Source organism: Hymenobacter humi (genome assembly GCF_042665855.1).
In the GTDB taxonomy this organism is placed as follows: domain Bacteria; phylum Bacteroidota; class Bacteroidia; order Cytophagales; family Hymenobacteraceae; genus Hymenobacter; species Hymenobacter humi.
Genome location: NZ_JBHTEK010000005.1, coordinates 102595 through 114899, shown reverse-complemented (window position 1 = coordinate 114899; position 12305 = coordinate 102595). Strand labels below are relative to the sequence as shown.

The following is a 12305-nucleotide window of genomic DNA, read 5'->3' as shown; positions in this document are numbered from 1 at the left end:
CGCCAGGTTGAGCCAGCAGGCCGGCCACCTTTACTCCATTTTTCGACGTCACGTATGCCCAAAATTGTTTCGCCTCAGGTCGAGTTCGGCGGTTTGCTGAACCAGATGAAGTCCATTACGCCGGAAGTATTCGGCGCCGACGGCAAGTTTTTGAACCTGATGGGCGGCCGCTGGCAGGAGCCCGGCCAGCCCCGCGACTTCACCTCGCCAATCGACGGCAGCACCCTGGGCGCGTTGCCCATGCTCGACCACGCCACCGCCCTGCGCGCCGTGCACTTTGCCAAAGGCGAAGCGGCCGGCTGGGCCGCCACCGACCTCGACCAGCGCAAAACCCAGGTGCAGGACTGCCTCAACCAGCTGCGCGAGCACGTGGAGCTGATTGGCAAGCTCGTGATGTGGGAAATCGGCAAAACCTACAAGCTGGGCTTCACCGACATCGACCGCTGCATCGAAGGCGTGCAATGGTACCTCGACAACATCGAGCGCATGCTGGCCGAGCGCACCCCGCTGGGCTTGGTGAGCAACATTGCCTCCTGGAACTACCCTTTCTCCGTGCTGCTGCACGCAGTGCTGGTGCAGGTGCTCTGCGGCAATGCCGTGATTGCCAAAACGCCCACCGACGGCGGCTTTATTTCCCTCAGCCTGACCTTCGCCATAGCCCGGCGCTGCGGCCTGCCCGTAACCCTGGTGAGCGGCTCCGGCGGCGAGCCTGAGCGATGTACTGGTGAAGAACCCCGCGGTCGACTGCCTGAGCTTTGTGGGCGGGCGCTACAACGGCCGCAACATTGCCGACGCCCTCACCTCGGTCGACAAGCGCTACATGCTGGAGATGGAAGGCGTGAACACCTACGGCATCTGGAACTACTCGGACTGGACCAGCCTGGGCGACCAGCTCAAGAAGGGCTACGACTACGGCAAGCAGCGCTGCACGGCCTACGTGCGCTTCGTGGTGGAGCGGCGGCTGTTTCCGCAGTTCCTGGAAACCTATTGGGACTCCATTCGCAGCCTGAAAGTGGGCAACCCCACGCTGGTGGATGGTGCCGGCGACCCCCTGCCCGACCTCGCGTTTGGCCCGGTAATCAACAAAGCCCAGGCCGAGGACCTCGACCGCCTCTACGCCGACGCGCTGAAAACCGGTGCCACCCCCATCTTCGAGGGCAAGCTGGACGAGAGCCTGTTTTTGCCCAACCAGGACATGTCGGCCTACCGCGCCCCGCGGGCCCTAGTGAACCTGCCGCGCCAGAGTGAGCTCTACTTCAAAGAGCCCTTCGGCCCCATCGATTCCATTATCCTCGTGGACCGGGTAGAAGAGCCTGGTGGGCGAAATGAACATCTCCAACGGGGCTCTGGTGGCCGCCCTTGCCAGCGACGACGCCAAGTGGGCCGCCCGCACGGCCAAGGAGGTGCGGGCCTTCAAGGTGGGCATCAACAAGCTCCGCTCGCGCGGCGACCGCGACGAAGTGTTCGGCGGCCTTGGCGAGTCCTGGAAAGGCGCTTTCGTTGGTGGCGCCTTGCTGGTCGAAGCCGTAACGGAAGGCAAGAAAGTAGTGCTGGGCAACTTTGAAGATGCCTTGCTGCTACCGGAGAAGATTTAAGCTGCCTGGCTGCTACCCACGCTCCTGGCCGGAGCGGTAAGCAGCTTTCACATAGTCGGACCCCTCTTTTAGCTCACCATTCGCGGTGCTGCTAAAAGAGGGGTTCACTTGTTTGTGGCTCAAGAGAAATAGGTATTGTGGGTATACACGGTTAGTTGAAAAATTTTATAACTGGTAATCAGTGGGTAATCTGACAGTACAGCAGGTTGAGTCAAATTCTTTGAAACAGTACCTTGCTTTACACAGTACTTGTGATACATTTGTACTGTTGGTCACCCAGTACTATGAGTGTCTAAGCTGCTACTTTTTTCAACCTCACCTTTTTTCTGCAATCATGAAACGTTCAACCTCCCTCCGCACTATACAGCCGCTCGCCGCTGCTGCCATTTCCTCACGCGCTCAGTCCTTGCGCTCCGCGTCCTCTTTCCGGGCCCTCTTGCTTGGTGGGCTGGTGGCCTTGGGCTGTGCCGGCTCGGCTTCGGCTCAGGAAGTTCCTTCAGTCAAGGCGCAACAGCCCAACGCCCAGAGCTTGTGGATGACCGTCGACAATCCCGCTCAGCAACGCATGCAGCTCAAGGTGGTGTCGCTCGACAACAACAACTGCCTGGTCAACGAGGTGAACTACCAACCTTCCTACGGTTCCAAGCTTAGTTTCCAGAATGTGCCTGCCGGCCGGTACGCTGTCCTGCTGCGCGTAGGACGTGAGAAATACCGCTACAACGTGCAGGTGCAGAGCCAGACGCAGACCACCATTTCGGTGCCCGAACTCGCGCAGCCCAAGGCTGGCGAGGCAGTCGCCAATGTTCGGCATTAGCTCAACGTTATTGACAAGGTAGGCCATTCCGGCAGGCCGGGGCATATATGCCCTTGCTTGCCGGAATGCCCATTTTGCTGTATGCGACGTCATCCGCAGGACGGCCCCGGCCAGCAGGAAGTAAAAGAGAAAGGTGGCAAAGATGACCAGGTCCGTGAGTTGCTCGAAGACGCCGCAAACGACCAGCAGGCTGCCACAGCGTGGTTCAAAGCAGCGCTACTGGTGGGCAGAAGCGCGGATAGCGCCAAACGGGCTATTGCTGGATGAGTACGCGCAGATACTGCAGCTGCTGGCCGGTTTGCAGGCGCACCAAGTAGAGTCCCGGGGCTAATTCTGGCACCGTCACGCTTACTTCGCGCCGCTCGCCGCTGTACAGCTCTCCCGCGAAGAGCGAACGAAGCCGCCGCCCTTGCACGTCAAACAGGTCGAGTTGGGCCGGGCCGGTTGCGCCGGCCGTCACCTGCACCCGGAAGTGGCCGGAGCTGGGGTTGGGCGCGGCTTCGAGCCGGGTTGGCTCAACGCCGGGGAAGGCGCTGCGGTGTCATCGGCGGTCAGGAACAGCCCGGAGTACGAGGGCACGGCAATGGTAATAGTGCCCACGGCATAGAGCACCGGGGTGCAGGCATCCAGTCCCCCGTACTCCACGATGTACCCGTCAATGGTACTGCCGTCGGCACAGTCTGACAAGTCGTTCCACAAGCCCGAGCCGGAATACTGCATGGCGTAGTCTTCGCCCTCCGGGCGCCACTGGTTGCGGAAATCGTCGGGCTGAGCGGGGCTCCAGTTGCTGTAGGCCAGCGCCGCGCCGGTGGGGCCGCCGCGCCAGAACAGCTGGCCAGCCTCAGGGCCCGTTTTCCAGCGCCAGTCGCCCTCCACGGCCTCATCGGAGGCACCTATCCAGCGGTTGCCCCCAAAGCGCTTCAGAAATTTTGATTCGGCCGCCGTGGTGATGGTGACCAGGTAGCCCCGCATGCCCTGGTAGGTGCGCGCTGCGGCCGCGGCCTGCGCATCCGACCAGCAGATGCCCGGGGCGCTCACCACCTCGTAGTAGTGGCCCGTGGCCGGTGAGGCGTGCACCGGCCCGGCCAGCTCTACGACGTAATTAATCGTGTCGGTCCCAACAAACCAGTAGGGCGGTAAGTAGTTGAAGCGGAAGTCGCTGGCGCCACCCACGATGGAGGGGTAGAGCTGACCCACGCGGGGCGGGCCGAGCTCGCCTACCTGCAGGGGGCGTCCCAGGGTCAACGTCGTTGGCTAACAGGCCGGCTGGCGTAAGGGCAAAGGACGGCCTGGGCGTGAGCCGGCTGAACTGGTAAAACTCCGGATTGACTACGGGCGCCGCCAGGGGCCCGGGTACCGTAATGGTAATGGTGCCCGTAGCAAACAGCACCGGGGTGCAGGCTTCCAGTCCTCCGTATTCCACGAGGTAGCCGCTCACGGTGCCGCCTTCGCCGCATTGAGCCAGGTCGTTCCACCACCCCGAATTCGCGTAGAGCATGCTGAAGTCTTCGCCGGCCGGCCGCCACTCGTTTTTGAAGTCGTTGGGCTCGCCGGGTAGCCAGTTGGCGTAGCCCGAGCTCACGCCGCCGGCCAACCCACGCCAGAACAGCTGGCCAGCTTCGGGCCCGGTTTTCCAGCGCCAGTCACCCTCCAAGGCATCATCCGACGCTCCGAACCAGTACTGGCCCGCGCCGTGGCCCACCAGAAAGTCTTTTTCAGGGGCAGAAGTGATGGTGGCCAGGTAGCCCTGCATGCCTAGGTAGCTGCGGGCAGCGGCGGCAGCCTGAGCAGCCGTCCAGCAGATGCCGGGGGCGTTCACGAACTCGTAGTAGTGGCCCGTGGCCGGCGAGGCCAGCACCGGCCCCGTTTCCTGCACCGTGTAGGTGAGCGTGGCCGTGCCCACAAACCCGGGCGGGGGTGTGTAGGCGAAGCTGCCGTCGGACTTGGTCACAAGTGTGCCCGAGCTGGGGTTGCTCAGCCTGGGCTACTTGCAGGGGCGGCCGCCGGGGTAGGTGTCGTTGCTCAGCAATTGAGCGGCGGTAAAGGTGAGGGGGCCGCAGAGGGTCGTAAACTCGTCGGGGGCAGCCATGGGCTGCTGGGCCGTTGGGCTGCAGGGCGTGGTAGAAGACGCATATTTGAGAGTAACAAAATCGAGCCCACTGGCGAAATCCGGCGCGGTGGAAAAACCGGCGACATACGCATTGCCCGCGGCATCCACGGCAATTGCCTCGGCTTCGTCACTGCCATTGCCTGTGCCGTTGTAGCGGTCTGCCCAGAGCTCGGCGCCATTGGGAGCATACTTCACTGTGGCGTAGTCGTTGCCGCTGCTCACGCCCATGCTTGAACCTGTGACGTACACGTTTCCTACTGCGTCTACGGCCACATCCCGCGCCGCGTCGGCTTGATTGGCCGGGCCGTTGTAGCGGGCCACCCACTGCCGCAGGCCTGCGGGCGAATACTTGATGGTGGCATAGTCCGTGCCGCTGGCCGTGCCGGTGGACAGGCCCGTCACGTACACATTGCCGCCGGCATCCACAGCCGTGGCTTCGGGGTAGTCGAAGTCGTTGCCCGGCCCATTGTAGCGGGCCGTCCAGAGCTGCTGCCCACCCGCCGAATACTTAATGGTCAGGTAGTCGCCGGGGCTGTCCACAGCCTCCGGGTGAGAGTAGCCCGTGGCGTAGGCGTTGCCGGCCGCATCCACCGCGATGATGCGGCCTTCGTCGTAGCCATTTGCGGGGCTGTTGTACACGGCGGCCCACAGCTGCTCGCCGGTGGGTGCGTACTTCACCGTGGCGAAATCGCCCGAGGTGCTGTTATCGTCGCGGTAAGAGATGCCCGTCACAAACACGTTGCCGGCGGCGTCCAGGCCCAGGGCCTGGGCATAATCGCCGCCACTGGTGGGCCCGTTGTAGCGAGCTGCCCACAGCTGCTGGCCGCTCGCCGAATACTTGACGGTGGCATAGTCGCCCGAGGTGCCGGCCCCGGCCGAGTCGCCGGTTACGTACACGTTGCCGCCGGCATCCACGGCAATGGCCCAGGCCTGCTCTGAGCCGTTGGCTGGGCCGTCGTAGTAGGCTACCCAGAGCTGCTGGCCGGTGGGCGAATACTTTACCGTGGCATAGTCGGTGTTGCCGGCCGCTCTAGTCGTGATGCCCGTGACGTAGGCATTGCCGGCGGCGTCCACGGCCAGCGCGCGGGCTTCGTCCTGGTTATTGGTTGGGCCATTGTAGCGGGCAGCCCACAGCTGCTGGCCGGTGGGGGCATACTTCACCGTCACATAGTCCAGCCCGGCCTGGCTGTTGCCCACCACCGAGAGACCCGTGACATACACGTTGCCCGCCGCATCCACAGCTACATCCCGCGCTAGCTCGTAGCTGCCTACCCGGTTCGAGTTAGTAAGCACATTGTACCGGGCCACCCATTCGGGTTGCACCTGTTCTGACGCTTGTTGTTGCTGGTGGGCAACACTCCGGGCAGGTGCAGACGGCTTGTGGGAAACGTGGGCGTCACGCAGCCACCATGAGGCTGAAGGCCGGGCGCCGAGCCTCTCGTCAAAGCCCGGGACCCGTTTTCCCAGCTGGGGAACATCAGCAAGGCCAATGCAGGAGCTGCCGAAGACGGAAGGCGCCAGCAACAGCAAGCTGATTACGGAGGCTAGATAGCGCGTATTGTTTGCCAGCATAAGGATAGACGCCAGGGAGGAGGTTAAGCCCTGAGCATTAACTAAATATCCTTATTTTACACTTGCAAAACAATCCGTATAACTACGCCATTGCTGCTTGCCTGCAGTTGTCAGGCGACTGGCGTCTCGTTACGCCAGAAGGTTGTTCAATCCTTAAGAATTGAGCTAATTCCGGGTGTAAATGCTTGCGAACATTTACACCCGGAATTAGCTCAGTCAGAAATTGCCCCAACCTGCAGCTTACTGCTTCACAACTTTGTGAACCGTCGTTTTCCCTTCCTTGGTAGTCAGACGAAGCAGGTACAATCCTGCCGGCAGCGTAGCCGGGGCGAAGACCTGACCACGCTGGCCGTCTTTCTGAACTTTAATGCCTTGAATGGCGGCTCCACGCGCATCCAGCAGCTGCACGTTGGCTACGGTTTGCGAATCCCTCAGCTCAACTTGCAACGTCGAGTGAAAGGGATTGGGATATATCTGCGGTGCGGTGCTGGCGAGTGGGTTGGCCTCAGCCGAGCGAAGCGATGCCGCATTACTGGCGCTTTGGCTGCTATTAGCGGTTTCGTAGAGATGCACTTCATCAATCCAGGCCCAGGTGGTGGGGTCGCTGTTCCAGAGGTAGATTTCTGCCGTGGTCTGGCTGCTGCCGGTGGTAAAGGTCAGGGACGTCGGGCGCCAGCTGCCGTTGGTTTCAAATACCTCCTGGCTCGGCGAGGTGCCACCCGTGTTTTTTACGCCGACCCAGGCCGATGCACCGCTGGTGGTGTGCACGGCCACATCGCTCGTCAGCGTATAGGTGGTGTTGGGCGTCAGGCCCTGCACCACCTGGTACAAATAGGCCATTCCGCCGCCGGCCCACGCCGCGGCGCTGCCGGCGCGCCGGGTGGCGTTGCTCAGGCCGGTTTGGCCGCCATTGAGCCAGGAAGACCACGGCGCCAGCGAACCATCTTCAAAGCCGCCATTGCTTACCCGGTTTAAGGAGGGGGTGGGGACAGGGGCGGGGGCAGGGAGGGGGCTAGCTCCAGCGCTGGAAAGCGAAACCACCGTTACGGAAACAGCGGGCAGCTCCAGGTTCGCAAGGGTATTGCCTGCCAAGGCTACTGAGCCAGTGGCCGACCAGGTAGGGGAGGGGTCGCCGGGGCTGGTGCCGCGCAGCTGCCACACGGCACCAGAGGTGTAGGTATTGGGCGAGGTGATGGGGACCGTAACGCGCTGATTCTGTTCGGATTTGTTTTCCAAAAACAGGTTGAGCTGGCCGGTTCGGGCATCGTAGGCCGCGTACGTTTTCACGGTAGGGCTGCTGCTGCTGCGAACAAGTTGGTCCTTTATAAACCGGCCCCACACGGCCAGCGCCATCCCCGAAGCCTGCAGGCCATTCGAGTTGTCCAGGGCCGTGTACAGGCTGACAGAATTCTGTCCCTGCTCAAACCAGCGGGTGTTCCACAAAGCACCGTAGTCAATCGTGGGGGCCGTCATGAGCTGGCCGATGGTTTCAAAGTTGACCAAGGCATGGCCCAGGTCGTTGGTCTTGCCCCAGCCCTCGTACCAGTTGATGGCGTTGAATTCCGAAACCACCACCGTCTTTCCCGAGCTCCCCACAGCATTGACTGCTTTGCGGGCATCTTCGAGCAGGTCCACGTTGGGCGTGTTCGCATACGTGCTGTACGATGCGTACCGCGACGTGGAATAATTGCTGCACGTGACAAAATCTATATTCGGCGCAGCCTGCAGAATGGTCTGATAGCCCCATTGGTTGTTCCAGCTGATGCCCACTTTGATGCTGGGGTCGACTGCTTTCATGGCAGCGGCGTAGCGCGCCGCAATGGCACCGGCCTGCTCCGCGCTCAGCCCCTTGCCGTTCCACATCTCGTTGCCCACTTCCCAGTACTTGATGGCGTAGCCCTTCGTGAGGTTGGCATACCGGACCCACGCGGCGGCCACTTGCTCATCGAGGCCTGCGGCGGGGTTATACGCCACGTTGATATGCGCCTGGGCCCCCGCCTCCGAGCACATGGTCATAAATTGGTCAACGTTCTGGGTGTTTTGGGACACGCCGGCATAATAGCTGCCGGGCACCCAGTGCGCCGAGGCAGCCGAGGAATACGGCGCGGAGGCCCACACGTAAAAGTTTGACTTCTCGCCCCCGGGGAAGCGCAACCGGCGTGCGCCCATTTCCTTCAAGGCCTGAGCCAGCGGACGCGCGCCGCCGGCCCGGTTCGCGTCGGCGTCCATGCCAGCGTTGAGGTTGATGCCAAACTTGTTGGCGACGCCATTCGCCACGATGGAATCCGTTTTTACAGGGAGGGTGCTTTGGGCACTGGCTAAGACAGGCTTGCCCCAAGAAGCAAGCAGGCCCATTTTGTAAAGGTGTTCATGGTATAAGGGGTTGGTTAAGTCCAAGAAATCGGCGCTGGTTAAGCCGTATTCGCAGCGGCCGAAGCCCGTCCCCGTCACCATATAGGCCCATTTGGGCAGCAGCATACATCTGGCGGGTCGAGTGTTGCGCTTAACAGCAACATAACCCCGACAGTGCCACGATGCCAAAATGTTGTAAGTACAATTTTGGGCAAATCGCCCCTTAAGGCGTTCTGCTCAACAATTTGAGCACCTAATTAATTGATGCTGCCATGCATATTGAACTAGCCTGAAACATTCTCAGGCAACTGAAATACAGGAGATTAACCAAGTTAATCAATATATATAATACTGAAGTTAGCCCTACGGCAGCCATGAATGGAAACAGCCTGATGTAGCTGGTCCAATCAGCTGTTATGCCTTGCTATAATTAGCCTTGAGTTACAGTTATCAGCCAATAGATAACTGGTATGCCAGGGCATTTTATGCCTTGGCTCTATCCAATTTATGGTGTGCTATTCAGACTTAAAGTGGTATCAACCGGGAGGTATTTATACCTGAGTCTCGAGCGACCAATGGAGCTTGTTAAAGCTACTTTATATATACCTCAAGCAAATTATTTAATATGAATTAATAACTTGAAAGTAAAGCTTTTGAACCATGGCGCAGCTAAAGATTCTGGAGTGCCAAAAGTTATATACCGAGTTCTAGGAGTAACTAAGATAAATTTATCACACAACTCAATATGCAGTCTAAATTGGTACAAAGCCCTAATGCAGTTTGTACCAATTAGTACTATTTGTTTTAATAAAACCTGCGCAACATTTCTGGCTCGAATAAGAGGTGATTACTCTATACTTAATCACCTAATTGAGCTGTTATTTGAGCTGCGCTATATTGATTACTGTTTGAATCTCTTTATAACCCATATTCGTTAAGAAATTGGTTATTTCACCAAGTTGACTATTTCAATAGTTCAATTTAATTCAGAGAACTCTCCCTGATAATTAAGGCAAAGAACCCAGCCACTCTTCGGCAGAGGCGTGGTCCTCAAAGAGCCGGTACGTCATGGCCGCCACCTGCCCCTCGCTGCTGACTTGCTCGCTGGGCAGAGTGGCGAAAACGGGCGTAGGCAGCAGCACGGCACCGTAACAGGCCCGGTTGCGCTGTTGGGCCATTTGGAGCCAGTACTGCGAAAGCCACTCAAACTCTTCGTCGGTGAAGGAGAGAGCAGTCGCTGGTCACCGAGGAATTTGTGCCAGCCGCGGCGGGTTAGCAGCTGCTTGGCGTGGCCAAGCAAGGTCTGAAGCTCGCCCATACGGCGGGGGCCGGCATGGTACTCTACTATCACGTGGCCTCCCCGGCGGCCCACCGCTTTTTCGGATACCCGGCCCACAGAATTCTCGAAATACAAACGCGACGAATCATCAGCCATAACCAGAAAGCAGAAGAATAGGTGAAGGTATATTTCCGCAAAGGTCGGCAGTAATGGGGAAATGAAGGGCAGACATGGTAAGCTGCTGTTTTAGCCGTGCTGGTAGAGGGAGTAGTTTGGAGTCGTGCTCAAATGCTCGATTGGAGGGCCACCCCGGGCGAGCCTATCTCATATAGAAGGTGACAATCAGGATGCTTGCCCTGCTACATTCGCGCAAATGCGGCAGGGCGCCGTAGCTTCGCCAAACGGATGCGCCTGCCCATTGCCGGCCTGTTTTCTTGCATATTGATATGAGACTTTATACCCTGACTTTGCTCGCGGCTCTTTCGCTGCCCTCAACCACGCTTCTGGCCCAGACCGCCCCGCGGGCCCTGAGGCTAAGCGACTTGAGCCGGATGCGGGACGTGGCCGACCCGCAGCTTTCGCCCGATGGCGTATGGGCCGCTTACACCGTCACCCGCGCCGATTCGGCCACTGATAAACGGGATGCGGACGTGTGGATGGCCCGCACCGACGGCTCCCAGAACCTGCGCGTGACCACCAGCCCGAGCAGCGAGAGCAAGCCCCGCTTCAGCCCCGACGGCAAATACCTAAGCTTCGTGTCGAGCCGCGGCGAGGAAGATGGCGGCGACGCCCAGCTCTGGCTGCTCAACCGCGCGGGCGGGGAAGCCGAGAAAGTCACGAAGCTCAAGGGCAGCGTCTCGGACTACGTGTGGTCGCCCGATGGTCTGCGTCTGGCGCTCATCATCCGCGACGCCGACCCCGACTCGCTCACGGCCGCCCAGAAAACCAAAAGAAAACCGCACCGCCCATCGTCATCGACCGGTTCCAGTTCAAGCAGGACATCGATGGCTACCTCAACAAGCAGCGTCAGCACCTCTACGTGTTCGACGTAGCCAGCCGCAAGCTCGTCAACCTCACCCCGGGCCAGTACGACGAGCACCTGCCGGCCTGGAGCCCCGACGGCAAGCAGGCGGTGTTTTCCAGCAAACGCGGCCCCGACCCCGACCGGCACGACAACTTCGACCTGTACCTCATCGATGCCCAGGCCGGCGCCACCGCCCGGCCTCTGCTCACCAACGAAGTGCCCGATAGCGCCCCGGCTACGGCAGCCGCCCGGCCTGGAGCCCCGACGGACGTACCATCGCCTTTGTGCAAGGCGGCCCGCGGGAGCAGCTCGTGTATGCCCTGCACCAGCGATGGTGGTGCCCGTGAGTGGCGGGCCCGCCCGCGCCCTCACCGCCGGCCTCGACCGCAACACCACCAAGCCGCAATGGGCGCGCGATGGCAAGAGCCTGTACTTTCTGCTCGAAGACGACCGCGCCTTATCGCTGGCGCGCGTTCCAGTCGCGGGCGGCAAAATTGAGCGGGTGCTGGCCGGTGCCCGGGAGGTAAACGACTTTTCGCTGGCCCGCACCGGGCAGTTGGTGGTGCTCAGCAGCCAGGCTCAGCAGCCTACCGAAGTGTATGCCCTCAGCAAAAAGCGGCGCTGCGGCCCCTATCCAAGCAAAACGATACGTGGCTGCGCGGCATTACGCTCGGCGCCGTCGAGCCCATCCAGGCCAAGAGCAAGGACGGCACGCTCGTGAGCGGCTTTATGGTGAAGCCCGTGGGGTATGCGGCGGGCCGCAAGTATCCCACGCTCCTGCGTATACATGGAGGACCGGTGGCACAGTTTGGGCACGGGTTTTCGTTTGAGTGGCAGTATTTCGCCGCCAACGGCTACGCCGTGGTGGTGGCCAATCCGCGCGGAAGCTCGGGCCGGGGCCTGGAGTACAGCAAGGCTATTTATGCCGACTGGGGCAACAAGGACACCGACGACGTGCTGGCCGTGGTGGACTACGCCGTGGCGCAGGGCCTGGCCGACCCCGAGCGCCTGGGCGTGGGCGGCTGGAGCTACGGCGGCATCATGACCGACCAGGTTATCGCGCGCGACCAGCGCTTCAAAGCCGCCGTGAGCGGCGCCAGCATCGCCAACGTGCTGGCCGGCTACGGCACCGACCAGTACATCCGGGACTACGAAACCGAGCTGGGCACACCCTGGAAAAATCCCGACGTGTACATGCGCGTTTCCTACCCCTTCTTCCACGCCGACCGCATCAAAACGCCCACGCTCTTTGTGTGCGGGGAGAAGGATTACAACGTGCCCTTGCTCAACACCGAGCAGATGTACCAAGCGCTGAAGAGCCTGAACGTGCCCACCCGCTGGTAATCTATCCTGGGCAGTTTCACGGCATCACCACCCCCAGCTACGTGAAAGACCGCTACGCCCGCTACCTGGCCTGGTACAACCAGTACCTCATGCCGAAAGGTGCTGTCTCGTCGGGGGAGTAGCCGCGGTGAGCTAATTCCAGGTACTCCAGCTTGACAAAGCAGCATCGGGCCATTTGCTAGCAGCAGCGTCCTTCGTTTGCAGAGTGGCGCATA

The 12305-nt window shown here is 60.5% G+C and carries 12 protein-coding genes and 2 pseudogenes; 8 read left to right on the top strand and 6 right to left on the bottom strand.

From position 1 onward, the window contains the following. Positions 1-54: 54 nt before the first annotated feature. The 4 genes and pseudogenes from ACFQT0_RS29480 to ACFQT0_RS29465 all read left to right on the top strand — a co-directional run. A pseudogene (locus ACFQT0_RS29480) lies at positions 55-630 on the top strand (aldehyde dehydrogenase family protein); the annotation flags it as partial. Positions 631-724: 94 nt separating this feature from the next. Beyond that, a pseudogene (locus ACFQT0_RS29475) lies at positions 725-1252 on the top strand (aldehyde dehydrogenase family protein); the annotation flags it as partial. Between the two features lie 73 nt (positions 1253-1325). After that, positions 1326-1595: an aldehyde dehydrogenase family protein gene (locus ACFQT0_RS29470; protein ID WP_380206941.1), complete on the top strand. Its 270-nt coding sequence runs from the start codon at positions 1326-1328 to the stop codon at positions 1593-1595. A gap of 406 nt (positions 1596-2001) precedes the next feature. Beyond that, a complete protein-coding gene (locus tag ACFQT0_RS29465) occupies positions 2002-2409 on the top strand; it encodes a hypothetical protein (protein ID WP_380206786.1) in 408 nt (135 codons plus the stop codon). Between the two features lie 253 nt (positions 2410-2662). Here ACFQT0_RS29465 and ACFQT0_RS29460 read toward each other — a convergent pair whose 3' ends face one another. The 6 genes from ACFQT0_RS29460 to ACFQT0_RS29435 form a co-directional block, all read right to left on the bottom strand. Next, on the bottom strand, positions 2663-2875 hold the full coding sequence (locus ACFQT0_RS29460) for a T9SS type A sorting domain-containing protein (RefSeq protein WP_380206784.1): 213 nt from the start codon (positions 2873-2875) through the stop codon (positions 2663-2665). Then, positions 2866-3582: a lectin-like protein gene (locus tag ACFQT0_RS29455; protein ID WP_380206939.1), complete on the bottom strand. Its 717-nt coding sequence runs from the start codon at positions 3580-3582 to the stop codon at positions 2866-2868. Before ACFQT0_RS29455 ends, ACFQT0_RS29460 begins: the two co-directional genes overlap by 10 nt. Beyond that, complete coding sequence (locus ACFQT0_RS29450; RefSeq protein ID WP_380206976.1) at positions 3512-4387, bottom strand: Ig-like domain-containing protein; 876 nt, start codon at positions 4385-4387, stop codon at positions 3512-3514. The genes ACFQT0_RS29455 and ACFQT0_RS29450 overlap by 71 nt, the downstream gene beginning before the upstream one ends. Before the next feature lie 6 nt (positions 4388-4393). After that, the gene (locus ACFQT0_RS29445) at positions 4394-5827 is read right to left on the bottom strand and encodes an SBBP repeat-containing protein (protein WP_380206780.1); all 1434 of its coding nucleotides are present in this window, start codon (positions 5825-5827) and stop codon (positions 4394-4396) included. Between the two features lie 504 nt (positions 5828-6331). Further along, positions 6332-8368 carry a T9SS type A sorting domain-containing protein gene (locus ACFQT0_RS29440; RefSeq protein WP_380206937.1) on the bottom strand — a complete coding sequence of 679 codons (2037 nt, stop codon included), beginning with the start codon at positions 8366-8368 and terminating at the stop codon, positions 6332-6334. Positions 8369-9450: 1082 nt separating this feature from the next. After that, complete coding sequence (locus ACFQT0_RS29435) at positions 9451-9621, bottom strand: hypothetical protein (RefSeq protein ID WP_380206774.1); 171 nt, start codon at positions 9619-9621, stop codon at positions 9451-9453. Between the two features lie 547 nt (positions 9622-10168). Here ACFQT0_RS29435 and ACFQT0_RS29430 point away from each other — a divergent pair. The 4 genes from ACFQT0_RS29430 to ACFQT0_RS29415 are packed head-to-tail and all read left to right on the top strand — an operon-like array spanning position 10169 to position 12090. Continuing rightward, positions 10169-10774 (top strand): TolB family protein, encoded by a 606-nt coding sequence (locus tag ACFQT0_RS29430; RefSeq protein WP_380206772.1) that lies wholly within the window; start codon positions 10169-10171, stop codon positions 10772-10774. Continuing rightward, positions 10762-11244, top strand: coding sequence for a TolB family protein (locus tag ACFQT0_RS29425; protein ID WP_380206935.1), 483 nt, complete (start codon positions 10762-10764; stop codon positions 11242-11244). Before ACFQT0_RS29430 ends, ACFQT0_RS29425 begins: the two co-directional genes overlap by 13 nt. Positions 11245-11248: 4 nt before the next feature. Further along, a complete protein-coding gene (locus ACFQT0_RS29420; protein WP_380206933.1) occupies positions 11249-11467 on the top strand; it encodes a hypothetical protein in 219 nt (72 codons plus the stop codon). Beyond that, positions 11464-12090, top strand: a complete 627-nt coding sequence (locus ACFQT0_RS29415) for an alpha/beta hydrolase family protein (protein ID WP_380206931.1) — start codon at positions 11464-11466, stop codon at positions 12088-12090. Before ACFQT0_RS29420 ends, ACFQT0_RS29415 begins: the two co-directional genes overlap by 4 nt. The last annotated feature ends 215 nt before the right edge of the window (positions 12091-12305 follow it).

Bases quoted from the DNA above. Each gene is read 5' to 3' on its own strand.
- ACFQT0_RS29470 (WP_380206941.1), top strand. From the start codon at position 1,326: ATGAACATCTCCAACGGGGCTCTGGTGGCCGCCCTTGCCAGCGACGAC.
- ACFQT0_RS29435 (WP_380206774.1), bottom strand. From the start codon at position 9,621: ATGGCCCAACAGCGCAACCGGGCCTGTTACGGTGCCGTGCTGCTGCCT.
- ACFQT0_RS29430 (WP_380206772.1), top strand. From the start codon at position 10,169: ATGAGACTTTATACCCTGACTTTGCTCGCGGCTCTTTCGCTGCCCTCA.